A 23,987-nucleotide genomic window follows, 5' to 3' on the forward strand; every position below is an offset into this window, starting at 1 on the left:
GGTTCGCGAGTGGCGGGCGGGGCGCCGGGGGTGTCCGGCGGTAGGTTCGCCACTGCCGGTCCGGCGGGTTCGGCCGCGGGCCGGACGAGCGCCGGTGCGAGGCTCGCCAGAGTGAACGGGACAGTATGCACTGCCCTGTCCCCCGAACGCTGGAATATGCCCGAAGCGCTTGCTGCGGTCCGTCCGCCCACTCATCCTGAGGCGTATTCGTGTCGCGGCCAGCACCGGGTGGGACGTGCGAGGGCCCTGCCGGCCGGCCGAACCGGCCCGAGCGGGACGATGGCCGAACTGCGAGTGCGGGTGGTGGAGCGGTGCAGGTTCTTCAGGTACAGCTGGCGGTGCAGGCGGACCCCGCCGAGGTGGGCCGGGCCCGCCGGTGGGTGCGCTCGCGGCTGTTGAACCACGGGGTCGACCCGGACGCGCCGATGGCCGAGACGGTGGTGCTGGTGGTCTCCGAGCTGGTGACCAACGCCGTGGTGCACACCGGCTGTCCGGCCGTGCTGCGGCTGTGCCTGCCGGTGGAGGACACCGCCCCGGCCGGCGGCCCGGCGGCAGCCGTCCCGCTGCGGGTGGAGGTCGCGGACGCGAGCCAGGTGGCGCCGTCCCCCCGGCACGCCGGGGCGGACGCGGACGCCACCAACGGGCGCGGCCTGGAGCTGGTCGAGCTGCTCTGCGAGCGCTGGGGCTGGTACCCGGACGGCTCGGGCAAGCGGGTGTGGTGCGAGATCGGCGCGGACGCCCGGCCGGCGGACCCGTTCGTCGGGGTGGACTGGGCGGCGCTCGCGCAGTAGCCGGGCCGGCCGGCGGATTCACCACGGCGGCGGGCACGGGGCGATCACCGTGACGATCACCGGCCGAAACCTGACGCAACCATTCCGAATTTCCGACTACCCATTGACGTGACGTATCCGACTGATCACGCTTGGGTCCGGCTCTCCGTCGCGAGGGGACGTCGAGGGGACATCCGAACGGCCGTCGTGGTGCTGCTGTCCAGGGGGATCGTGTCAGCAGGGGGGACCGCGGCCTGCCGGAGGTGGCCCCTCCTCGGCGAGTGCGGAGAGCCGGTGCGCGGGTTCAGGGCCCGTGCGTTGCGATTGGATGGCGGCCCGCCGTGCCGCGCTCGGGGTGCGCACGGCCCGCCGCCATCCAATTCGCCGTCGCGGCACGGTGGTTTCCGGTCAGGGAGCCCTCGGCAGTCCCTCAGGACACCGCCCGGAACGTCCGCCGGTAGGCGCTCGGCGCGACGTCGAGGCGCCCGCGCAGCTGCAGCCGGAGCGAGGTCGCGGTGCCGAACCCGGACTCCCGGGCGACCTGGTCGATCGGCAGGTCGGTGCGCTCCAGCAACTGCCGGGCCCGCTCGGTGCGCTGGACGGTGAGCCACTGGCCCGGGCTGCTGCCGGTCTCCTCGCGGAAGCGCCGGGTGAACGTCCGCACGCTCATCCCCGCGCGGTCGGCGAGTTGGCGCAGGGCGAGCGGTTCGTCCAGGTGCTCCAGCGCCCACGCGCGCACCGCCGCGGTGCCGGTGCCGCCGTGGTCCACCGGGCTCGGGGCCTCCACGTACTGCTTCTGGCCGCCCTCGCGCCACGGCGGGACGAGGCAGTTGCGGGCCACCGTGTTGGCGACGGCGCTGCCGTGGTCGCGCCGCACCACGTGCAGGCACAGGTCCACGCCGGCGGCCACCCCGCCGGAGGTGAGGATGTCGCCGTCGTCGGTGTAGAGCACGTCCGGGTCGAGCCGGACCTTCGGGAACAGCGCGGCGAAGCGCTCGGTGTAGCGCCAGTGGGTGGTGGCCGGGCGGCCGTCCAGCAGGCCGGCGGCGGCCAGCAGGAAGGACCCGGTGCAGATCGACAGCAGCCGGGTGCCGGGCCGGATCCGGGCCAGGGCGGCGGCCAGTTCGGGGGTGTAGGCGGCGTCGGGGGCGGCCGGGCCGGCGTCGGCGGAGGCGGGGATCACCACCGTGTCGGCCCGCTCCAGGAGTTCGGGCCCGTGGTCGACGGCCACCCGGAAGTCGGCGCTGGTGGCGACCGGCCGGCCGTCCAGCGTGCAGGTCGCGACCTCGTACAGCGGCTCGCCGCCCGGGCCCTTCGCGCCGCCGAAGATCCGTGCGGGGATGCCGAGTTCGAAGGCGATCACGCCGTCCAGGGCCAGGACCGCGACCAGGTGCGTCATCTCGTTTCTCCCCTCACGCCTGCGGACGGGGGCCAGCCTAGGCCAAGCCGTGGCCCGATTCTTTCGAAAGCTGGCATTCAGGCCACTCGTCGCGCTCCGGCCGCCCCGGGAGACTCGACCGCGTGACCGAACGCAACGTCCTCGCCCCCACTTCCTCCGCCGGAACACCCGGCCCCTCCGAGGGAACACCCGGCCCCTCCGCCGGAACACCCGCCCGGGGCCGGGTGCACTACGCCTGGGTGGTCGCCGGCGTCGCCCTGCTGGTGCTGCTCGGCTCGGCCGGGTTCCGCTCCACGCCCAGCCTCATGATGGACGCCCTGCACAACGAGTTCGGCTGGTCGCTCGGAACCATCTCCAGCGCCACCTCCGTCAACCTCACCCTCTACGGCCTCACCGCCCCCTTCGCCGCCGCCCTCATGGACCGCTTCGGCGTGCGCCTGGTCGTCGTCTGCGCGCTGCTCACCATCTCGGTCGGCTCCGGGCTCACCATGCTGATGCGCGAGCCGTGGCAACTGGTGCTCTGCTGGGGCGTGTTGGTCGGTCTCGGTAGCGGATCGATGGCCGGTGCCTTCGCCACCACCATCACCGGCCGCTGGTTCCGCGCCCGCCAGGGCCTGGTCACCGGTGTGCTGACGGCCGCCGGGGCCGCGGGCAACCTGGTCTTCCTGCCGGTCGGCGCCTGGCTGGTCGAACAGCACGGCTGGCGCTCGGCGGTGGTCGTCGTCTCGCTCGCGGCCAGCGCGGTCGCCGTCCCGGTCCTGCTCCTGATGCGCGAGCGGCCCGCCGACATCGGCCTCCTCCCGTACGGTGCCACCGAGGCCCCGCCCGCCCCCGTCACCGACAACCGGGCGCTGGCCCGCTCGCTGCGCGTGCTGCGCGATGCCGCCCGCACCCGGGCGTTCTGGCTGCTCGCAGGCTCCTTCGCGATCTGCGGCGCCACCACGGCCGGCCTGGTCGGCACCCACTTCATCCCGGCCGCCCACGACCACGGCATGCCCGTCACCACGGCGGCGAGCCTGCTCGCCCTGATCGGCATCTTCGACGTCGCCGGCACCATCGCCAGCGGCTGGCTGACCGACCGCGTCGACTCCCGGCTCCTGCTGGTCGTCTACTACGGGCTGCGCGGGCTCTCCCTGCTCCTCCTGCCGCAGCTGCTGGCCGGCTCGCTGAAGCCGCCGATCCTCGCCTTCGTCGTCTTCTACGGCCTGGACTGGGTGGCCACCGTGCCGCCGACCGTCGCCCTGTGCCGTCGGCACTTCGGCGAGGACGCGCCGATCGTCTTCGGCTGGGTGCTCGCCAGCCACCAGATCGGCGCGGCCGTGGTGGCCGGGCTCGCCGGGCTCGCCCGGGACGCGCTCGGCAACTACGACGCCACCTGGTACGGCGCCGGCGCACTCTGCGCGATCGCCGTCGGTCTGTGCCTGGCGCTCCGCGGCACCCGCAAGGACCGGGTCACCGTCGCTCTGTCGTAACGACGGTGAGGCTCCGCGCCCATGACGCTCACCTTCACGCTCGACCCCGAGGCCCGACCCAGCGCCTGGAGCGGTTCCACGCCCGCCGCGGCTACCGCGAGGTCGGCCGGGTCCGGGCGCGATCCGGGCCGCCGCCGGGGACGAACGCGACGACGTCACCTTCTGGCTCGACCTGCGCTGACACCGGCGCCGGACGGCCCTCGCGGAGCGGGGAGCGGGAGACCCGTCCCCCGCTCCGCCCGTCGGGCATGCTTCACTGGGAGACCGGCCCCGACCCCCCGCGCAGTGAAGGACGTGTCCCAGTGAGCAGCAGCAACGGCCCAGGCAAGTCGCACGCCACGCTCCGCTACACCTCCCTGCGGGTCAGCATCTTCCTCGGCTGCCTGCTGGTGGCCCTCCTGCTCGGCCACTTCGGGGTCATCCCAGTCAGCGGCCAGACCGGCGTGATCTTCCTGTTCCTGCTGGCCGCGATCGTCTCCGCGCCGCTCAGCTACGTGCTGCTGAGCAGGCAGCGCGACGAGATGTCCGCCCAGATCAGCACCAAGGTCTCCGGGATGCGCAGCCGCACCGCCGAGCGGATCGCCGCGCAGAACGCCGAGGAGGACGCGGCCGACGAGGCCGCCCGCGCCGCCGCGTCGCGGAACTGAGCCCGGACCGCCCGGACCCGCTCCCGCCGCCGTGCCCGCCCCCGCCGACCTCCCGCACCCGCAGACCCCCGAGCCGTCGGCTCCCGAGCCGCGGACCCCTGAACCGCACGCTGCCGACCTCCCGCAGGCCCCCGAGCCGCCGGCCGCCGAGCCGAGTGCCGCCGAACCGCCCGCCGACAGCGGGGGCGGCACCTGGCCCGCCCCCGCGCGGCGGCCCACCGGCCGGGACGTCGCCCGGCTCGCCGGGGTCTCGCAGGCCACCGTCTCCCTCGTGTTCTCCGGCTCCGAGGCCGGCTCCCGGGTCTCCGACGCCACCCGCGAACGCGTCCGCGAGGCCGCCCGCAGCCTCGGCTACCGCCCGCAGGCGGCCGGCCGCCAGCTGCGCCTCGGCCGCAGCGGAATGATCCTGCTGGCCGTTCCGAACATCCTCGGCCCTTTCTTCGGCCGGGTGCTGGAGGGCGTCCACGAGGAGGCCGGGCGGCACGGCCTGGCCGTCGTCGTCAGCTCCGGCTGGGGCAGCGCCACCCTCGCCGAGGCCGCCACCACCAGCCGTTTCGACGGCCTGCTGATCTGCTCGCCGGACGACAGCCAGCTCGGCGAGCTGCCCGCCGACACCCCCGCCGTCTTCCTCGACGCCGACCCGGGCACCGACCGCGCCAGGCCCACCATCGAACTGGACGTGGCCGGCGGCATGCGGGCCGCGGTCGAGCACCTGGCCGCCCTCGGCCACCGCCGGATCGGCCGGCTTCGCTCGATCCACTCCGCCTACACCTTCCGGGTGCGGCAGGCCGCCTTCGAGCGGGCCGTGGCCGAACTCGGCCTGGACGTCGTCGAGTTGGGCGTGAGACTGAACGAGGGGCACACGGCCGCCCGGAGTGTCGCCCGGCGGATGCTGGAGCGCCCGGACGCGCCGCGCGCGGTGATCTGCGACGACGACGTGGTGGCCTCCGGGGTCTACCAGGCCGCCGCCGAGCTGGGCGTGCGGGTGCCGCACGAGCTGTCCGTCGTCGGCATGGACAACGTGCCGGTCGCCGCGCTGCTCGCCCCGCCGCTGACCACGGTCGACCTGCCCGGCGAGGAGCTCGGCCGGGCCGGCGCCGCCGCCCTGGCCGGTCTGCTGCGCGGCGAACGGGTGACCCCGCTGCCGCCGCTCGCGACCTCGCTCGTGCTGCGCTCCTCGACCACTGCGGCCCGTTGACGGGGGCGTACCGATCGGACCAGTCCGACCAGGCGAAAAGCATCGGCCACTCCCGCGCCGCACCCCCGGGCGGAGAATCCACCGCCCGGACGCAGACCCCCACCTTCCAGCCGCCCGCCACCGGCATCAAGGTCACCGCCGGCCGGGGCCGCCACGGCTGATCCGACCGCGCACGACGGACGCATGCGCACACGACGGACGAATGACTGTGCCCGCCGGTCCAGACCACCAGCGGGCACAGTCGTCTCCGGGGGCCGGTCAGCCCACCGGCACCGGCTGCGGCACCGGCGCGAGCGGCACCACCCGGAACCACCGGCGCGCGCCGAACAGCAGCAGACCGCCCAGCCCGATCCCGCCCGCCGCACACAGCGCCACCGACCGCAGCGAGCCCTCGGCGAGGTTCCCGGACACCGCGTAGCCGAGCGAGTTCCCGGTCGCGAACAGCGTCACCAGCCAGGCGAACGCCTCCGTCACCGTCCCGATCGGTGCCAGCTCCGCGACCAGCACGAACGCCGCCGCCAGCAGCGGGGCCAGCAGGATCCCCGACACGAAGGCCAGCCCGGCCATCGGGTACGGCGCGGGCAGCACCACCAGCGGCAGGTAGGAGGCGGCCATCACGAGCGCCATCACCCACGTCCGGGTGCCCGTGCCGCTGCGCCACCTGACCGCCCCGTACGCGAGCGCGCCCAGCAGCCCGCCGAGCGCCGCCAGCGCCAGCAGCATGCCGGCGCCGCCGGGCAGGGCGCCCGCGTGGTGCTCGGCGTAGGCGATGAACAGCACGTTCTGCGCGCCGACCGCCCAGCCGGCCCCGGCCAGTCCGATCAGCAGCAGCACCAGGCCGGGGGAGCGCAGCGGACCCAGCAGCCCGGCCGAATGCCCGCGCGCCGGAGCGCGCCAGGCCCGCGCCGGTGCGGTGGTGGCCACGACCAGCGCGCCCGCGAGGCCGAGCCCGGCCGCCACCCACAGCGCCGCGACCGGGCTGAAGACGCCCGCGATCCCGGCGACGGCGAGCGGCCCGGCCACGTAGAGGATCTGCTGCGAGGCGGAGTCGAAGGCGTAGGCGGTGTCCAGCTGCTCCTCCTCGACCACGGCCGGCCACAGCGAACGCAGGCAGGGTTCGAGCGGGGGCATGGCGAGCCCGGCGATCGCGGCGCCGACGGGCGCGGCGAGCACCGACCCGGGCGCGAGGGCGAGCAGTGCGTACCCGCCGCCCGCGACGACGGCGGAGGCGACCAGGACACGCGGCTGCCCGGTGAGGTCGACGATCCGGCCGAGCACCGGCCCGCCGACGGCGGCCGCCAGCGCGTAGACAGCGGTGGCCAGGCCGATCCGGCCGTACGGCGCGCCGGCCTCGCGCAGGGCGAGGGCGATCACCAGGGCGGTCATGCCGGCGGGCAGGCGGCCGAGCAGGGTGCCGAACAGGAGGCGGCTGACGTGGGGGGCGCGGAGCAGGGCGAGATAGCCCATCGGCGGATCTCCGGTGGGGGAGCGGGGCGGGCAGGGGGCATCGAGGACCATGCAAAGTTATACGTATAACTGCCGAACGGTCAATCGGGCCCGATCCCGGGGCTGATGGCACGTCAGGCTCGTTCGTGTCCGGATCTCGCCCTTGCGCCGCCCTGATCTCAAACAAGTACTTTGAACATCTCAAATATTTACTGCTAACGTGTCGCCCATGACCCCCTCGGACGCACCCCGGATGCACGGCCTGGGCACCCCGCCCACCGCCGCCCGCGCGTGCCGTCTGCCGGGAGCCGTGGACAGCCCGTGCCGTTGTCGCGCCGCCTGCTGTATTCCGGCGGCACGCCCCTGACCGGGGCCGAGCCCTCTTCGCCCGGCCCGCGCGCCGTGCCGCCGTCCCCGCCGCACCCCACTGTCAGCAACGCCCTCCCCCGGAGTCGCACCCCCATGTCCACAGCGCCCGAGGCGACCTCGTCGCCGTCCGTGCTCGCCCGCATCCGCAAGACGCCGTTCTGGGCGCAGATCGCCGCCGGCCTCGTGCTCGGCGTCGGCCTCGGCTACCTCGCCCGCGCCGCCGACATCTCCTGGCTGGCCACCACCCTGGAGACCATCGGCAAGACCTTCGTCCAGCTGCTCAAACTGGCCGTCCCGCCGCTGGTGTTCACCGCGATCGTGGTGAGCGTCGCCAACCTGCGGGGCGTCACCAACGCGGCCCGCCTCGCCGGCCGCACCCTGCTCTGGTTCCTGATCACCTCGCTGATCGCCGTCGTCATCGGCCTCGGCCTCGGCCTGCTCACCGACCCGGGCAAGGGCACCAACCTCAGCACCGACGGCCTCAAGGCCCCCAAGGGCGGCGGCACTTGGGTCGACTTCCTGACCGGCATCTTCCCGACCAACATCGTCACCGCGTTCACCGAGGTGAACGTGCTGCAGATCGTCTTCATGGCGGTCGTCGTCGGCGCCGCGGTCATCAAGCTCGGCGCGAAGGCGGAGCCCGTCCTCAAGCTCAGCGAGTCGGTCCTGGAGCTCACCCAGACCGCCCTGTGGTGGGTCATCCGGCTCTCCCCGCTCGGCACCCTCGGCCTGATCGGCAAGTCCGTCGCCAAGTACGGCTGGGACCTGCTCAAGCCCTTCGCCACCCTCACCGTCGACATCTACGTCGGCTGCGCGCTGGTGCTCTTCGTCGTCTACTCGCTGCTGCTGAAGTTCGCCGGGGGCCTCAACCCGGTCAACTTCTACAAGGGCGCCTGGCCCGCGATCCAGCTGGCCTTCGTCTCCCGCTCCTCCGTCGGCACCCTGCCGGTCACCCGCCGCGTCACCGAGCGCCTCGGCGTCCCGAGCGAGTACGCGTCCTTCGCCGTCCCGTTCGGCGCCACCACGAAGATGGACGGCTGCGCGGCGATCTACCCGTCGATAGCCGCGATCTTCGTCGCCCAGGTCTACAACATCGACCTCGGCATCAAGGACTACGTGCTGATCGCCTTCGTCTCGGTCATCGGCTCGGCCGCCACCGCGGGCCTCACCGGCGCGATCGTCATGCTGACCCTGACCCTCTCCACCCTGGGCCTGCCCCTGGAGGGCGTCGGCCTGCTGCTCGCCATCGACCCGATCCTCGACATGATGCGTACCGCGACGAACGTCACCGGACAGGCGCTGGTGCCGATCCTGGTCTCGGCGCGGGAGAAGACCCTCGACCTCGCCGCCTACAACAGCCCGACCGGCGACCTGCTGGACGGCCCGGAGCCGTCCGCGGTCCCGGCCCGGGCCGGTGCCAAGGAGGCCGCTGCGGCTGCGGCCTGAACTTCGTGACGAGGCCCGTCCTCGCGCCTTCCGGCGCGGGGGCGGGCCCGTCGTGTGTGTCCGGTGGGGGCGGCTGACGGCCGGCGATCCCGGTGGCCTGAAAAGGCAGGGGGCCCGCCGGATGGCGGGCCCCCTTGGGTGTTGCTCTTGTGCTCATGGTGGCGGCTGTCGGGAGCCGCCGATGGACCCGTCGGGGTCCCGAGCGATCAGATCATCAGAGGATGGTCAGATAGCGGTGACGTTCTCCGCCTGCGGGCCCTTCGGGCCCTGGGTGACGTCAAAGCTGACCGCCTGGTTCTCCTCCAGCGAGCGGAAACCGCTCGCGTTGATGGCGGAGTAGTGGACGAAGACGTCGGGGCCGCCGCCCTCCTGGGCGATGAAGCCGAAGCCCTTCTCAGCGTTGAACCACTTGACGGTTCCCGTGGCCATGCCGTTCTCCTTGCGAGGCGTGTCGGGGGCCACACCGTGTGGCTCCCGGTCCGCTGCGCTGATCGCCCTGCCTCCGGACGAGTCCGAAGTTTTTCGATATTGCTGAAAAACTACAAAAAGCCTGCGGTTACATGCTCCGCAGGCTTCAAGTACTGCAAGGGGAATCAAACTGCAACTGAGGGCAACGCTAGCATGCGGTTGCGGTGACGACCAGGGGTGAACTGCGGTGCGCACGGCGCGTGTCGGGAGGGCGGGTGCGGGCCGCTCACAACGCCGGGCATACGCTGCGGGGAGGCGCACGAACAGCAAGGGAGCGGCGCAGTGGAGCACACCCCGGCGGAGCACACCCCGGTCAGGCCGCGGGTCGGACACATTCAGTTCCTCAACTGCGTACCCCTCTACTGGGGCCTCGCCAGAACCGGCAATCTGCTCGATCTCGACCTCACCAAGGACACCCCCGAGAAGCTCAGCAACCAGCTGGTCGACGGCACGCTCGACATCGGCCCGATCACCTGTGTGGAGTATCTGCGGCACGCCGACGAGTTGCTCGTCCTGCCCGACATCGCGGTCGGCAGCGACGGCCCGGTGATGTCCTGCGTGATCGTCAGCAAGGTGCCGCTCGCCGACCTCGACGGCCGCCGGGTCGCCCTCGGCTCCACCAGCCGCACCTCCGTCCGGCTCGCCCGCCTGCTCCTGGAGGAGCGCGAGGGCGTCCGCCCCGACTACTTCAGCTGCCCGCCCGACCTCGCCCAGATGCTCGCCGAGGCCGACGCGGCCGTCCTCATCGGCGATCCGGCGCTGCGCGCCCATCTCGGCCAGGCCGCCGACCTCGGGCTCACCGTCCACGACCTCGGCGCGATGTGGAAGGAGTGGACCGGCCTGCCGTTCGTCTTCGCCGTCTGGGCCGTGCGCCGCGACTTCGCCGCGCGCCGGCCCGAGCTGACCGCCGCCGTCCACCGGGCCTTCCTGGAGTCCCGTGACCTGTCGCTGGTCGAGGCGGCCAAGGTCGCCGAGCAGGCCGCCCGGTGGGAGGCCTTCGACGCCGACGTGCTGGAGCGGTACTTCAGCGAGGCGCTCGACTTCTCGCTCGGCGAGCGACAGTTGGCCGGCGTCGCCGAGTTCGCCCGCCGGGTCGCGTACGACAGCGGCTTCGCCCCTGACGTCGCCGTGCGGCTGCTGGAGCCGGCGGGGGTGCCGGAGCCCGTGGGGGGCCTGGAGCCGGCGGTCGTCGGCTGAGGTCCGGAGGTCCTGAGGCCCCGGGGAACCCCGGCGGTCGGCTGGGGCCGGTACCCCGCGGTGTCCGGTGTCCGGTGGCGGACGGGCGGCAGCGGCAGTGCCGGACCGGAGCGCGGACGGGGCGCCGCGATAGGCGGACGGCCTGCCGCAGGGGCCGGAATCGGCTGGCGTAGGCTGGTTCGGCCGTATCCGGAAGCACGCGCGACCGGGACCGATGCGGTGAGAACAGCAGTACCCGAGCAGTTCCGAGAGAGAGAAGGCCGCCAGGTGTCCGAGCTCGCAGCGACCACCCTCGATGCGCCCAGCACCGACCTGCAGGCCGTGCTCGACCGCGCCGCCGACGGCGGCCGGATCACCCCGGAGGAGGCGCTGGAGCTCTACCGCTCGGCGCCGCTGCACGCCCTCGGTTCGGCGGCCGACGCGGTGCGCCGCCGCCGCTACGCCGGGACCGAGCACATCGCGACGTACATCATCGAGCGCAACATCAACTACACGAACGTCTGCGTGACGGCGTGCAAGTTCTGCGCCTTCTACGTGCCGCCGAAGAGTGACAAGGGCTGGTCGCGCGAGCTCGACGAGATCCTGCGCCGCTGCGCCGAGACGGTCGAGCTGGGCGGCACCCAGGTCATGTTCCAGGGCGGCCACCACCCGGACTACGGCGTCGAGTACTACGAGCGCGCGTTCTCGGCGATCAAGGCCGAGTTCCCGCAGCTGGTGATCCACTCGCTGGGCGCCTCCGAGGTCGAGCACATGTCGCGGATCTCGGGCGTCCCGATCGAGGAGGCCATCACCCGGATCCACGCGGCGGGCCTGGACTCGTTCGCCGGCGCCGGCGCCGAGCTGCTGCCGCAGCGCCCGCGCAAGGCGATCGCCCCGCTGAAGGAGTCGGGCGAGCGCTGGCTGGAGATCATGGAGGCCGCGCACAAGCTCGGTGTGGAGTCCACCTCCACCATGCTGATGGGCACCGGCGAGACCAACGCCGAGCGGATCGAGCACCTGCGGATGATCCGCGACGTGCAGGACCGCACGGGCGGCTTCCGCGCGTTCATCCCGTACACCTACCAGCCGCAGAACAACCACCTGAAGGGCTCGACGCAGGCGACCGTCTTCGAGTACCTGCGGATGATCGCGATCGCCCGCCTCTTCCTCGACAACGTCGCCCACATCCAGGGCTCCTGGCTCACCACCGGCAAGGAGGCCGGCCAGCTGTCGCTGCACTACGGCGCGGACGACCTCGGCTCCGTGATGCTGGAGGAGAACGTGGTCTCGGCGGCGGGTGCCAGGCACCGCTCCAACCTCACCGAGCTGATCCACCTCATCCGGGCCGCCGACCGCGTCCCGGCGCAGCGCTCGACCACGTACGAGCACCTGCGGGTGCTGGACGACCCGGCGAACGACCCGGTCGACCCGCGCGTCGCCTCGCACATCGCCTCGACGGCGATCGAGGGCGGCACCGCGCACCCCGAGCTGAAGATCCTGGACAACTGAGCGCCGCCGCCGTCGTGCCGAGCTTCACCGTGCCGACCGTCGCCGTGCTGCCGTGCTGACCCTGCACCGGGCGGCCTTCGTGCTGCCCGATCCGGGCCGCTGCGTCGTGCCGTCCGCCGCCCCGTTCGTCGACGGGGCGGTGGTGGTGCGCGGCGAACTCGTCGAGGCCGTGGGCCCGTTCGGCGAGCTCGCGGCGGCCCACCCGGGGGCGCGCGTGCGGGACTGGGGCGCGGCCGTGCTCACGCCCGGGCTGCGCAATCCGTACGGGCACTGGTTGTTGGAGCGCGCGTACCACCCGGATCCGCGCGAGGAGGCCGGTGCCGAGCCGGTGCCGGGCGGGCTGGACGCGGAGACCGACGAGGTGCGGTGCGGGGCGAGCGCCCGGCGCGGGCTGCAGCGGATGCTGGGGTTCGGGGTGACGGCGGTGGCCGGGCCCTTCGAGCGGGCGTCGGTGCGGACGGCGGTGACGCGGTCGGGGCTGGCCGCGCTCGCCCCCGGGAGCGCTGGGGGCGGCGGCGAGGGGCCGTTGGACCCGCTCGCCGTGCTGCCGCTGGCGGAGGCCGTGCACGGGCGGATCGCGGCCGGGGGACGGGCGGACTTCGCGGTGTTCGCGTGCGACGCGGACGCTCCGCGGCCGTTGCCGGGGGGCTGCCTGGCGACCGTGCTGGGCGGCCGGTTGGTGTACCGACGGCGCTGAGGGCGGAGTTCCGGCGCCCGCCGGTGGCCGGTCGGTGGACCGACTTCCTTGCCGTGCAAGGGACTTCCTTCGCGTGCGGCCGAAATCGGGTTCCCGTGCGGCCGGGTGATTGCCCCTTCGCCGTGACCTGAGGGCCCGCCAGCGGATACGATCCCGGACAGCTCACTCCGTACCCTCACCACACCACCGCCCGTGCCCGCGGGTGGCGGGGCCGCGTCCCGGGCCCCGAAGCAAGCCAGGACAGGAACCATGCGACCCGCGACCGTCCCTTCGCCGCGCGCCCCGCGGCTGGGCCGTGGCTGGTACCTCGCCGCCGTGCTCAGCGCCGTGCTCGCCGTGGGCATGTGCCTGCTCGGCTGGCGCCAGGCCGACCAGGCCGACCGGATCGAGGCCCACCCGGTGCGGGTCGAGGGCGTCGTCACCCAGCTCCCGACCGGCGGCGGCTCCTACAGCGCCGTCAGCTACCGGGTCGGCGGCCAGGCGCACACGGCCGCCGCGCTGCCGCTCGCGGACGGCGCCAAGGTCGGCGACGCGATCTGCCTGGAGCACGCCGCCGACGACCCGGGTGCGGTGCGGATCTGCGGCGACACCTACCCGCAGCCGGTCGGCGTCGGGCTGGCCCGGTTCAGCGTGCCGGTGGCGGTCGTGCTCTTCCTGGTCTGCGTGTGGCGGATCCGCCGGCACCGGCGCGCGGTCGCCGTCCGCACCCGGCAGGGCCGGCTCGCGACCACCGTCGCGCTCGCGACCGGGGCGCTGGCCGAGGGGATGCCGGCGATCACGGACGGCAAGCGCTCGCGCCGCAAGGGGCGTGCGGGCGGGCGGCGCGCGCTGCACTGAGGGGCGGCCGGTGGGCCGCCAGGGGCGCGCGAGGTGGGCTCCGTGCTGCCCCGTTGCTCCGGGCGCGGGCGCCAGGGTGAACAATGGGGGCGTGACCCGAGCCTCTCTGGACAAGCAGCCGCACGAAGTCGCCGCCATGTTCGACGACGTCGCGGCCAAGTACGACCGCACCAACGACGTGCTCTCCCTCGGCCAGGCCCGCGCCTGGCGCCGGGCGGTGGCCGAGGCGGTGGCCGCCGGACCGGGGGACCTCGTGCTCGACCTCGGGGCCGGCACCGGCACCTCCTCCCTGCCCTTCGCGGAGGCCGGCGCCAAGGTCGTCCCGTGCGACTTCTCCGTCGGGATGCTCGCCGAGGGCAAGCACCGCCACCCTGAACTGGCGCTCACCGCCGGGGACGCCACCCGGCTGCCGTTCGCGGACGACACCTTCGACTCGGTGACGATCTCCTTCGCGCTGCGCAACGTCCACGACCCGGACGCGGCGCTGCGCGAGATGCAGCGGGTCACCAAGCCCGGTGGCAAGCTCGTGCTCTGCGAGTTCTCCACGCCGACCTGGACGCCGCTGCGCACGGTCTACACCGAGTACCTGATGCGCGCCCTGCCGCCGGTCGCCACCGCGGTCAGCAGCAACCCGGACGCCTACGTCTACCTCGCCGAGTCCATCCGGGCCTGGCCGGACCAGCCCGCGATGGCCGCCCGGCTGCAGGAGGCCGGCTGGTCGAAGGTCGCCTGGCGGAACCTCACCGGCGGGATCGTCGCGCTGCACCGGGCGTACAAGACCGTCGCGTAGCCGCCGCCCGTTCCCGCTCCGGGGGCGGGAACCGGGGTGTGCCTTTCGTCCTAGACTGCCGGAGGCGGCAGTCGCCGTTCACCCGTCGCCGTAGCTCCAGGAGAGTGCCCACCGTGTCCGAGACCGCAGCCGACCCGACGAAGCCGGACAGCACCGTCGAGAGCACGGCGGACGTCATCGTGGTCGGTGCGGGCCCGGCCGGCTCCACCACCGCGTACTACCTCGCGCAGGCCGGGCTGGACGTGCTGCTGCTGGAGAAGACCTCCTTCCCCCGCGAGAAGGTCTGCGGCGACGGCCTCACCCCGCGCGCCACCAAGCAGCTGGTCGACATGGGCATCGACGTCTCGACCGGGAACGGCTGGCTGCACAACAAGGGCCTGCGCATCATCGGCGGCGGGGTGCGGCTGGAGCTCGACTGGCCGGAGCTGTCCTCCTTCCCCGACTACGGCCTGGTCCGCAAGCGCGCCGACTTCGACGAGCTGCTGGTCCGTCAGGCCGAGAAGGCCGGTGCCCGCCTCTACGAGCGCTGCAACGTCAGCGGCCCGGTGCTGGACGACCGCACCGGGCGCATCGTCGGCGTCACCGCCAGGCTCGGCGAGGAGAAGCGGCCGGTCACCTTCCGCGCCCCGCTCGTCGTCGCCGCCGACGGCAACTCCACCCGGCTGTCCCTCGCCATGGGCCTGCACCGGCGCGAGGACCGGCCGATGGGCGTCGCGTACCGGACGTACTTCACCTCGCCGCGCCACGACGACGACTACCTGGAGTCCTGGCTGGAGCTGTGGGACACCCGCGACGGCCAGCGCCGGCTGCTGCCCGGCTACGGCTGGATCTTCGGCATGGGCGACGGCACCTCCAACGTCGGCCTCGGCATCCTCAACTCCTCGCCCGCGTTCGGCGAACTGGACTGGCGCGAGGTGCTCAAGGCCTGGTGCGCCGGCATGCCGCAGGAGTGGGGCTACACCCCCGAGAACATGACCGACCCGATCCGCGGCGCCGCGCTGCCGATGGCCTTCAACCGCCAGCCGCACTACACCCGCGGGCTGCTGCTCGTCGGGGACGCCGGCGGCATGGTCAACCCGTTCAACGGCGAGGGCATCGCCTACGCGATGGAATCCGGCAAGATCGCCGCCGGCGTCGTCGTCCAGGCCCACGCCCGCGTCACCGACGGCGGACGCGAGCGCGCGCTCCAGGCCTACCCGCGCATCCTCAAGGACGTCTACGGCGGCTACTACACGCTCGGCCGCGCCTTCGTGAAGCTCATCGGGAACCCGCAGGTCATGCAGATCGCCACCCAGCGCGGGCTCACCCACCCGATGCTGATGCGCTTCGTCCTCAAGCTCCTCGCCAACCTCACCGACCCCCAGGGCGGCGACGCCATGGACCGCGTCATCAACGGCCTCGCCAGGGTCGCGCCGAACGCCTGACGGACGGCCCCGCGGGCGGACGGAACACCACCGTCCGCCCGCACCAACAAATTTGATCAAGCATCGCCAAGAACCGCCCGCGGACGAAGGCCGATTGCTAGCCTGGCAGCCATGCGGATAGGCGTGAACGTCCCCAACTTCGGGCCCGGAACTCACCCGGAACACCTCGCCCAATGGGCCAAGACCGTCGAGGGCCTGGGCTTCGACCTCCTGATGGTCTCCGACCACGTCGCGGTCACCCCGGACGTCGCCAAACAGTATCCGGCGCCGTTCTTCGAGCCCTTCACCACGCTCTCCTGGCTCGCCGGCATCACCACCCGGGTCCAGCTGGGCACCACCGTCCTCATCGTGCCCTACCGGCACCCCCTGCTGATGGCCCGGATGGCCGCCAACCTGCAGCAACTCAGCGGCGGGCGGCTGATCCTGGGCGTCGGCGTGGGCTGGGCCAAGGAGGAGTTCGCGGCGCTCGGCGTGCCCTTCGAACGGCGCGGGAAGCTGACCGACGAGTACCTGCGCACCATGCGGGCCGCCTGGGACGACGAGGCCGACTACGGCAGCGGGCGGATCCCGGTCTGGGTGGGTGGCAACAGCGACGCCGCGCTGCGCCGGGCCGTGCGCTTCGGCGCGCCCTGGCACCCGCTGCGGTTCACCATGCCGTGGTTCGCGGAGGCGGTGGGCCGGCTGAAGACCATCGCCGACGAGCAGCAGCGGCCGGTGCCGGAGCTGGCGCCGCGCATCCTCCTGCGGCTGACGGACAAGCCCGTCGACGGGCCCGACCGCAAGGCCGGCGAGGGCACCATCGAGCAGATCCTCGGCGACATCGAGCAGCTGCGCCTGACCGGCGCCGACACCGTGCTGCTCGACCCCTACCTCGGCGACCCGAACGAGACGCTCCGGCCCGAGGTGGCGTGGCAGGCCCTGGCCACCGTCGCAGCGCACCGACCGTAGCCACCACCCCCAGAGAGACGGAGTACCCGTGGCCAGCAACGCCCACGACCTGCACGAGAGCGACGTCGCCGGCGCCGCCGCCGTCGCCGAGTCCGACCTGCCGTACCTGCGCCGCTGCGTGGAGCTGGCGACCGAGGCGGTGGAGGCCGGTGACTACCCGTTCGGCTCCGTGCTCGTCTCGGCGGACGGCAGGATCCTCGCGGAGGACCGCAACCGCGAGTCCAGCACCGGGGACCCGACCCGCCACCCGGAGTTCGAGCTGGCCCGCTGGGGCGCGGTCAACCTGAGCCCCGAGGAGCGGGCCAAGGCGACCGTCTACACCTCCGGCGAGCACTGCCCGATGTGCGCGGCCGCGCACGGCTGGGCGGGCCTCGGCCGGATCGTCTACGTGAGCTCGACGCGGCAGTACCGCGGCTGGCTGGCCGAGTGGGGCGTGGCGATCACCTCGCCGCTGAACCCGCTGTCGGTGCGGGACGTCGTCCCCGGGCTGGAGGTGGCCGGCCCGTCGCTCGAACTCGCCGGTGAGGTGCGTGAGTTGCAGCGCCGCTTCCGCGGCATCGACGCGGCGGTCTGAGCCTCGGCCGTTGTCCGCCGCCGCCGGGAGCCGGTGGCGGCGGACAACGGTGACGACGGTGGGGAACACACGGAACCGGGCCTGACCGCGATCCGCTGTCAGGCCCGGTTCTCGTTGTCCGGCAGGCTACCGACGATCAGACCATCCGCTGGTCGTACTTCGCCATGTGCTCCTGCAGCTCCTCGAGGCTGGGGTTGCGGCCGTTGGCCGTGAGGCGCTCCAGGCCACGGAAGTAGTCCTCGCGGTTGAAGATCGGGTAGAACATGATCAGCAGGGTGGCGTCCTCCTTGCCTCGGTTGGTGAAGCCGTGCGGCGCACCCTTGGGGACGTAGGCGAAGGCGCCCGGCTCGCCGACGACCTTCTCGTCGCCGATGGTGAACTCGATCTCGCCCTTGACGACGTAGAACATCTCGGTGGACTGGTCGTGGATGTGCGGGGCGGCACCGTTGGCCTCCGGGGCCATGTGGTGCTCGAAGAAGCCGAACTCCCCGTTGGACTGCTCGGTCGTGAGCTTGAAGTAGGTCTTCTTGCGGCCGTCGCGGATGCTCGCGAACTCGCCGCCACCGGCCGGAACATACAGGGGGATGGACATGTCTCTCCTCAGTGTGTTTCACAAGTGACGACCCGTCGGACGGGCCGGGTCTTTCGGTGGTCGGTTGCTTGGGTGGTTACTTGGCCTCGGCCAGGGCGGCGTCTTCCTGCGGGGCCCGGGCGTCCGCCTGGGCCTGCGCCCACCGGCCGATCGCCGGCGCGGCGAGACCGCAGGCGGCGAAGAGGGCGGCGAGCACGACCCACCCGACGGCCCCGGTCGTGACGACCAGGCTGACCAGGATCGGTGCGGCGATCTGCTGCACGGCCAGGCCGAGCCAGAAGACCGAGAGGTAGACGCCCTCCTGGCCGGGCACCGCGAGCAGGTAGGAGGCGCCCCAGCCGCCGGCGGACTGCCACAGCTCGCCGCCGGTCAGCGCGATCATGGCCAGGAGCAGGACGCCGATCGCCAGGACGACCGGCAGCTCGGGTGCCGCGATCAGCAGCAGGCAGCAGATGGCGAGTGAGAACCCGGCCCGGACCAGGGCCTTGGCCGCGCCGGGGATGGTGTCGGTCCCCCGGCTCGCCCGCACCTGCAGGGCGACCGCGAGGACGGTGTTGACCGCCACCAGGGGGGAGATCACCGCGGACGATACACCGGTGTGCCCGGTGATCCACATCGGGATACCGATGCTCAGCAGGGTCATGTGCATCGTCAGCACCGCGTTGATCCCGGTGAACGACAGGAACGACCCGTCCCGCAGCACGCTCATCGAGAACCGCCGCCGCAGGCTCGTCGCCGGCGTGCCGCGCACCGGGAGCTGGGAGGCCAGCAGGGCGAGCACCGCGAGCGTCGTGGCGTTCAGCAGCAGGATCCCAGTATACCCCGCCCGGGTATCTATCAACAGTCCGATTCCACCCGCGAGGGCGCCGACGGTGAAGCCGACGTTGCGGATCGAGCGCAGGATCGCGATCATCTTGATCCGCTCGTCGCTCGACACCGCCGTCCCCACCAGGGCCTGCTCCATCGGCGCGGCGGCCTTGTCGACCAGCCCCAGGACGCAGACCACGGCCAGGAATTCCCAGAGGTTCCGGACGAACGGGTACACCAGGAAGCAGACGCTGCGCCACAGGCTGACCCCGACCAGCACCTTCTTGGGGCCGATCCGGTCGGCGAGGATGCCGATCGGGATCGCCGTGCCGAGGGCGATGGTCGCGGACAGGGTCAGGCCGAGGCCGAGGTCGCCCTCGGACAGGCCCACCGACCTGGTGATGAAGGGCACCGACACGGACAGGAAGGCGCCCGTGCCGACCGCGTTGATCGTCGCCATGACGGCGAGGCGCCAGCCGACCGAGCCGCCCGGCATGGACCCGCGCAGGCCGCGGATGCGCTGCCACAGAACAGACATGTCGTTCCTCAGTCGGTTGCGATGCGAATGGCGGCGTCCGCGTCCAGCACGCGCCGGAGCGTGCCGGCCGCGTCCGGCCCGGTCGCGATGACGTGCCCGGCACGGTCCCAGGACGACGCCCACGGCCGGACCTCCTGGCCGACCACGACGTCCACCTCGGCGTCGTGCACGCCGGGCAGCTCCTTGGCCGTCTCCAGGCCGGAGATCTCGGTGACGGTGCCCGGCTCGGCGGCCAGGAACCTGATCGCCGAGGTGCGCTGCGAGGTGCTGGGCAGGCTGACCGGCCGGCCGGCGAGCAGGTCGATCAGCGTCAGCCGGATCTTCGTGTCGTAGGCCAGGTCGACCAGGTCGATCAGGTAGTCGCCCGGGCAGCGGCCCGCGCACTCGACCAGCGTCGGGCCGTCCTCGGTGAGGATCCACTCGGCGTGCAGGATGCCGGTCCGGAAGCCCGTGGACGCGACCAGCTGACGGATCGCCGTGGCGAACGCGGCCTGCGTGTCGTCGTCGAGCGGGGCGGGCAGCAGGTGACCGAGCTCGACCGGGTACGGCCCCTCGATCACCGACTTGGCGGTGACGTTCTCGAAGATGACCTCGCCCTCGCGCACCAGCGCCTCGACGCTGAACTCGGGCCCCTGCAGGCGCTCTTCGGCCAGGAACCGCCAGCGCAGCTCACGGTCGGGCACCTGCTCGTACTCCGAGGCGGACGACGTCCGCTCCCAGGCCAGCGCCGCACTGGCGGCGTCGACCGAGTCCAGCAGCTGCACGCCCACGCTCGCCTGCCGGTTCGCCGGCTTGACGACCACCGGGCCGTCCCCGGCGAAGTCGAGGATGTCCTCGGGCCCGAACACCTCCCGCCAGCGCGGGTTGCGCACGCCGCCGGCACCGGAGACCTCGCGCAGCCGGGCCTTGTCGCGCAGCGCCTGCGCGGCCTCCTCGGTGGCGCCGGGCAGCCCGAGCTTCTCGGCCAGGGCGGCCGTCGCCGGGACCGCGTACTCCAGGCCCGGCACGACGGCGGCGACCGGACGCTCGGCGGCCAGCTCGACCGCCAGCTCCAGGGCCTCGGTCGACTGCTGGTACCCGGCCGCGACGATCCGCTCCAGGCAGTCGAAGCGCGACGCCGCGTCCTGCAGCTCCCGCTTGCGGATGATGTCGGGTTCCTCGATCACCACGACGGACCCGCTGGGGACCTTCCCGTCGATGGCGCGCAGGTACGCCGCGTTGTAGCCGACGAACACCACCTGTGCGTTCGGGTCGGGGGCGGTCATGCCAACCTCCTGGTTGCTGGGACGGAGCACTGACTGGGCACTGCGAAATCCGTGACGGGGCCGCGGCTCATGCGGGGGCCCCGACCGCGCCGGTGTGGCCGGCCGCGCGCGTCGGCACGCCGTCGACGACGACCTCGACGGTGGCGAGCACCTCCGCGAGGCGGGCCCGCGCCTCCTCGGGGGAGGCACCGGAGACCACCACGTGCCCGTGCCGGCTCTTGGAGTCGCGGACCTCCGGGACGGTGTCCCCGGGCCGCAGGCGGATGCTCAGCTCGTCGACGAAGCCGAACCGCTCGGCCTGCGCCACGCCGCGGACCTCGTCGACCCGGCCGGGCGGGAAGGTGAAGAAGTGCACCAGCGCCGTCGCCGTCGGGGCGGGGACCTTCGTCGGCGTGCCCGCCATGCTCGCGAAGATCGCCTGCTCGACGTCCAGGCCGGTGGCCAGCTGGACGAGCCGCGGGATCCGGTCGCCGCCCAGGCGGGCCTGGGACTCGACGATGCGCGGGCCGCGCCCGGTCAGGATCACCTCGGTGTGCGCCGGGCCGAACCGGTAGCCGCAGGCCGTGAGGAAGTCCGTGGTCAACTGCTCGATCGCCGCGCGGCGGTCGTCGGGCAGCGGCGCCGGGTGGACGTGCCCGGCCTCCACGAACAGCGGCGGCGGGCCGAGCACCTTCTCGGTGATCCCGACGACCTGGTGGCGGCCGTCCTCGCTCAGCGTCTCGACGCTGAACTCGGGGCCGCGCAGGTACTCCTCGACCAGGAACGGGCCGTCGTAGCCGTACTCGTCGACCAGCGCGGTCCACGTCGCCAGGTCCTCCGGGCCCTGCCACAGGAACACGCCGCGGCTGCCGGCGAGCGCGGAGGGCTTGACCACGACCGGGTGGCCGATCCGCTCGACCGCGCCCGGCACCTCCCGGCGGGTCGGCGCGGCCTCGAAGGCCACGGGGGAGAGGCCGCGCTCGGCCAGCAGGTCGCGCATCGCGTGCTTGTCGGCCAGGCAGCGCACCGCCGAAGCCGGGTTGAGCTCCGCCCCCAGCTCCTCGGCCACCTCGTACGCGGTGACCATCGTCTCCTCGCGGCCGATGTGGTACACCACCGAGGCGCCCTGCTCCTCGGCCACCTCGCGGATGGTGCGGCCGAGCCGCTCGTGGTCCTCGAAGTCGGCCAGGACGAAGAAGTCCGCGAGCTCGCGCACGTCGTCCAGGTACTGCGGGGACTCCAGACGGGTGTCCCAGATCGCACCGACCCAGTAGCCCTCGGCCTGCGCCTTCCGGACGAACTGGCGGTACGGCATCACCATCAGCAGGCGCGGCCGGCCGTCGTTCCCGGAGTTCAACGGGCACCGTCCCCGGCGGCGGCGGGCACCGGCGCGGCCTCGCGGTTGAGCAGGCTCAGGTAGCGCTCGCCGGTGTCGGGCAGCAGGGTGACGATCCGCTTGCCCCGGAACTCCGGACGGCTCGCGACGACGCCGCTCGCGTGCACGACCGCACCGGCCGAGACACCGACCATGAGGCCGGCCCGCAGGGCGAGCCGACGGGTGGTGCGCAGCGCGTCGGCGTCCGCGACCGGGATCACCTCGTCGATGAGCTCGCGGTCCGTCGTCGGCGCGATGAACCCGCCGTTGAAGCCGGGGATGCAGTGCGTGCCCGGTTCGCCGCCCGACAGCAGCGGCGAACCCGCCGGCTCCACCGCCACGATCCGCACCGCGGGGTTCTTCTCGCGCAGGTACTTGCCGGTGCCGCTCAGCGTGCCGCCGGTGCCGACGCCGCAGACGAACACGTCGACCCGGCCCTCGGTGTCGGCCCAGATCTCCGGACCGGTCGACTCGTAGTGCGCCCGGACGTTGTCCGCGTTGTCGTGCTGGCAGCAGAACCACGAGCCCGGGGTCCGCCGGTGCAGCTCCTCGGCCTTGTCGACCGCCGCCTGGTAGCCGCCGGTGTGCGGGGTGCGCACCACCTCGGCGCCGAGCGACTGCAGCATCGTCACGCGCTCCTGCGTCGCGTTGTCCGGCAGCACGATGACGCAGCGGTAGCCGCGGGCCGCCGCCAGCGCGGCCAGCGAGATGCCGGTGTTGCCCGAGGTCGCCTCGATCACGGTGCCGTTGCCCGGGGTGAGCTCCCCGCGCTCCTCGGCGGCCCGGAGCATCGACAGCGCGGCGCGGTCCTTGCTGCTGGACCACGGGTTGAACAGCTCCAGCTTCGCGAGCACGGTCGCGTCGGCCGGGACGCCGTCCACGATCCGGTCCATCGCCAGCTCCAGCAGCGGCGTGCGGCCGATCAGGTCGACCAGCGACTGCGCGACGGGGCGGGCGGCGGCCGGCTCGGTCCGGATGATGATCTCGCGGGCGGCGGCCTCGGCGGTGCGCGCCGCGAGCTGCGCGCTCTCGGCGATCACCAGGACGTGGCCGGCACGGTCGCCGTTGCGGCGCACCTCGTGCAGGACGTCGCCGGGCTTCGGCTTGACGACGACCTCCTCCACGCCGGGCTGCGCGGCGGCGCGGTCCTGGCCGCCGACGGACACGACCCGGCCGGCCGGGGCGGTCAGGTACCGGATCGCGGCGCCGCCGACCGGCTTGGCCGGCACGACCTCGGCCGGCAGCGGCTCGCCCAGGTACTGGCGCGACACCAGCTCCAGCGAACGGATGCCGAGCGCCCGGTCGACCAGGTAGGTGATCTTCCCGCCGGCGGGCCGGGGGTTGATCTCCACGAGCTTCGGCCCCGACGGGGTCACCTTGATCTCGACGTGCGCCATGCCGAGGTCGAAGCCGACCGCGCGCAGAGCCTCCACCGCGAGGTCGCCGATCGCGCGGACCGTCGTCTCCGGCAGGCTCGACGGGAAGCTGTGACCCAGCTCGACGAAGTAGCCCTGGCCGGTGACCGACTTGTCGGTCACACCGAGCACCTCGAAGCGGTCGCCCTCCGCCAGCACCTCCACGCTGACCTCGGGGCCGGTGACGAACTCCTCGACCATCAGCTCGTGGTAGCGGCTCTGACCGCGGGTGTTCTCGATCCGCGACCGGATCAGCGCCACGTGCTCGGCGGCCTCCTGCGCGGTCTCCACCAGCTTGACGTCCGCGCTGCTGGTCTCGTCGGCCGGCTTCACCACGCACGGCAGACCGATCTCCGCCGCCGCCGCGGCGGCCTCCTCCGGGGTCTGCACGGTACGGAACGCCGGCATCGCGACGCCCAGTTCGGCACAGCGACGGCGCATCAGCGCCTTGTTGCGGGCGGTCGCGACACCCTCGACGCTGACCGTCGGCAGGCCCAGCAGGATCGCCACCTCGGCGGCCACGACCACGTCGTACTCGGCCAGCGTCAGGAACGCGTTGAAGGGGTGCTCCGCCGCGGCCGCGTGCACGTGGGGCATGAGCTCGTCGAGGATGTTCGTCTCGCAGTGGACGATCTCGTCGACGTACTTGTCGAAGTAGGCGGGGCCGCCCGGCACTTCGAGGTACCGGTCCAGGTCGCGGGTGAAGAAGGTCACGCGGCAGTCGAGTTCCTTGAGGATCTGCAGACCCTCGAACCCGGAACCGGAGAGGTTGCTCTCCAGAACACCTACATGGATCACGTATGCCTCCGTTGGCATGCCGACATGCGGTCGGGCTGACTTGCGATG

21 protein-coding genes and 1 pseudogene are annotated in these 23,987 nt (G+C 73.1%); 13 read left to right on the forward strand and 9 right to left on the reverse strand.

Annotated elements, in window-relative coordinates:
- Positions 1 to 311: 311 nt before the first annotated feature.
- On the forward strand, positions 312 to 791 hold the full coding sequence (locus ACWCXH_RS19335) for an ATP-binding protein (protein WP_449802639.1): 480 nt from the start codon (positions 312 to 314) through the stop codon (positions 789 to 791).
- Between the two features lie 409 nt (positions 792 to 1,200).
- On the opposite strand, the gene ACWCXH_RS19340 is transcribed toward ACWCXH_RS19335, so the two are convergent.
- Positions 1,201 to 2,169 (reverse strand): GlxA family transcriptional regulator, encoded by a 969-nt coding sequence (locus ACWCXH_RS19340; RefSeq protein WP_449802640.1) that lies wholly within the window; start codon positions 2,167 to 2,169, stop codon positions 1,201 to 1,203.
- A gap of 122 nt (positions 2,170 to 2,291) precedes the next feature.
- Here ACWCXH_RS19340 and ACWCXH_RS19345 point away from each other — a divergent pair, with 122 nt between their 5' ends.
- The 3 genes from ACWCXH_RS19345 (at position 2,292) to ACWCXH_RS19355 (ending at position 5,486) form a co-directional block, all read left to right on the forward strand.
- Entirely contained in the window at positions 2,292 to 3,641 is a 1,350-nt protein-coding gene (locus ACWCXH_RS19345; protein WP_449802641.1) for an MFS transporter, read from the forward strand.
- Positions 3,642 to 3,943: 302 nt separating this feature from the next.
- Positions 3,944 to 4,288: a DUF4229 domain-containing protein gene (locus ACWCXH_RS19350; RefSeq protein ID WP_449802642.1), complete on the forward strand. Its 345-nt coding sequence runs from the start codon at positions 3,944 to 3,946 to the stop codon at positions 4,286 to 4,288.
- A gap of 31 nt (positions 4,289 to 4,319) precedes the next feature.
- On the forward strand, positions 4,320 to 5,486 hold the full coding sequence (locus tag ACWCXH_RS19355; protein WP_449802643.1) for a substrate-binding domain-containing protein: 1,167 nt from the start codon (positions 4,320 to 4,322) through the stop codon (positions 5,484 to 5,486).
- A 258-nt stretch (positions 5,487 to 5,744) separates the two neighbouring features.
- Here the strand turns inward: ACWCXH_RS19355 and ACWCXH_RS19360 are convergent, their stop codons facing one another.
- Positions 5,745 to 6,953 carry an MFS transporter gene (locus ACWCXH_RS19360; protein WP_449802644.1) on the reverse strand — a complete coding sequence of 403 codons (1,209 nt, stop codon included), beginning with the start codon at positions 6,951 to 6,953 and terminating at the stop codon, positions 5,745 to 5,747.
- 441 nt (positions 6,954 to 7,394) lie between these two features.
- Between ACWCXH_RS19360 and ACWCXH_RS19365 the strand changes: the two genes are divergently transcribed.
- Positions 7,395 to 8,747, forward strand: coding sequence for a dicarboxylate/amino acid:cation symporter (locus ACWCXH_RS19365; RefSeq protein ID WP_449802645.1), 1,353 nt, complete (start codon positions 7,395 to 7,397; stop codon positions 8,745 to 8,747).
- Between the two features lie 225 nt (positions 8,748 to 8,972).
- Here ACWCXH_RS19365 and ACWCXH_RS19370 read toward each other — a convergent pair whose 3' ends face one another.
- On the reverse strand, positions 8,973 to 9,176 hold the full coding sequence (locus ACWCXH_RS19370; RefSeq protein ID WP_030060085.1) for a cold-shock protein: 204 nt from the start codon (positions 9,174 to 9,176) through the stop codon (positions 8,973 to 8,975).
- 321 nt (positions 9,177 to 9,497) lie between these two features.
- Between ACWCXH_RS19370 and ACWCXH_RS19375 the strand changes: the two genes are divergently transcribed.
- The 8 genes from ACWCXH_RS19375 (at position 9,498) to ACWCXH_RS19410 (ending at position 17,170) form a co-directional block, all read left to right on the forward strand.
- Positions 9,498 to 10,412: a menaquinone biosynthetic enzyme MqnA/MqnD family protein gene (locus ACWCXH_RS19375; protein WP_449802646.1), complete on the forward strand. Its 915-nt coding sequence runs from the start codon at positions 9,498 to 9,500 to the stop codon at positions 10,410 to 10,412.
- 267 nt (positions 10,413 to 10,679) lie between these two features.
- Positions 10,680 to 11,900: a cyclic dehypoxanthinyl futalosine synthase gene (gene mqnC, locus ACWCXH_RS19380; RefSeq protein WP_449802647.1), complete on the forward strand. Its 1,221-nt coding sequence runs from the start codon at positions 10,680 to 10,682 to the stop codon at positions 11,898 to 11,900.
- A 52-nt stretch (positions 11,901 to 11,952) separates the two neighbouring features.
- Complete coding sequence (locus ACWCXH_RS19385; protein WP_449802648.1) at positions 11,953 to 12,597, forward strand: imidazolonepropionase-like domain-containing protein; 645 nt, start codon at positions 11,953 to 11,955, stop codon at positions 12,595 to 12,597.
- 249 nt (positions 12,598 to 12,846) lie between these two features.
- Entirely contained in the window at positions 12,847 to 13,434 is a 588-nt protein-coding gene (locus tag ACWCXH_RS19390) for a hypothetical protein (RefSeq protein WP_449802649.1), read from the forward strand.
- A 91-nt stretch (positions 13,435 to 13,525) separates the two neighbouring features.
- Positions 13,526 to 14,224 (forward strand): demethylmenaquinone methyltransferase, encoded by a 699-nt coding sequence (locus ACWCXH_RS19395; protein WP_449802650.1) that lies wholly within the window; start codon positions 13,526 to 13,528, stop codon positions 14,222 to 14,224.
- A 113-nt stretch (positions 14,225 to 14,337) separates the two neighbouring features.
- Positions 14,338 to 15,648 carry a geranylgeranyl reductase family protein gene (locus ACWCXH_RS19400; protein WP_449802651.1) on the forward strand — a complete coding sequence of 437 codons (1,311 nt, stop codon included), beginning with the start codon at positions 14,338 to 14,340 and terminating at the stop codon, positions 15,646 to 15,648.
- Between the two features lie 111 nt (positions 15,649 to 15,759).
- A complete protein-coding gene (locus ACWCXH_RS19405) occupies positions 15,760 to 16,596 on the forward strand; it encodes an LLM class flavin-dependent oxidoreductase (RefSeq protein ID WP_449802652.1) in 837 nt (278 codons plus the stop codon).
- Between the two features lie 28 nt (positions 16,597 to 16,624).
- Positions 16,625 to 17,170: a nucleoside deaminase gene (locus ACWCXH_RS19410; RefSeq protein WP_449802653.1), complete on the forward strand. Its 546-nt coding sequence runs from the start codon at positions 16,625 to 16,627 to the stop codon at positions 17,168 to 17,170.
- Between the two features lie 136 nt (positions 17,171 to 17,306).
- Here ACWCXH_RS19410 and ACWCXH_RS19415 read toward each other — a convergent pair whose 3' ends face one another.
- From ACWCXH_RS19415 to ACWCXH_RS19440, 6 genes and pseudogenes are all read right to left on the reverse strand, one after another.
- Positions 17,307 to 17,762, reverse strand: a complete 456-nt coding sequence (locus ACWCXH_RS19415; protein WP_329932195.1) for a cupin domain-containing protein — start codon at positions 17,760 to 17,762, stop codon at positions 17,307 to 17,309.
- A gap of 76 nt (positions 17,763 to 17,838) precedes the next feature.
- Positions 17,839 to 19,107 carry an MFS transporter gene (locus ACWCXH_RS19420; RefSeq protein WP_449802654.1) on the reverse strand — a complete coding sequence of 423 codons (1,269 nt, stop codon included), beginning with the start codon at positions 19,105 to 19,107 and terminating at the stop codon, positions 17,839 to 17,841.
- 8 nt (positions 19,108 to 19,115) lie between these two features.
- Entirely contained in the window at positions 19,116 to 20,372 is a 1,257-nt protein-coding gene (locus ACWCXH_RS19425) for an ATP-grasp domain-containing protein (RefSeq protein WP_449802655.1), read from the reverse strand.
- A 67-nt stretch (positions 20,373 to 20,439) separates the two neighbouring features.
- Positions 20,440 to 21,708 (reverse strand): ATP-grasp domain-containing protein, encoded by a 1,269-nt coding sequence (locus ACWCXH_RS19430; RefSeq protein WP_449802656.1) that lies wholly within the window; start codon positions 21,706 to 21,708, stop codon positions 20,440 to 20,442.
- Positions 21,705 to 22,703, reverse strand: a complete 999-nt coding sequence (locus ACWCXH_RS19435) for a PLP-dependent cysteine synthase family protein (RefSeq protein ID WP_449802723.1) — start codon at positions 22,701 to 22,703, stop codon at positions 21,705 to 21,707. Before ACWCXH_RS19435 ends, ACWCXH_RS19430 begins: the two co-directional genes overlap by 4 nt.
- Positions 22,704 to 23,957, reverse strand: a pseudogene (locus ACWCXH_RS19440) (ATP-grasp domain-containing protein); the annotation flags it as partial.
- Positions 23,958 to 23,987: the final 30 nt, after the last annotated feature.

Source organism: Kitasatospora sp. NPDC001660 (assembly GCF_053596725.1).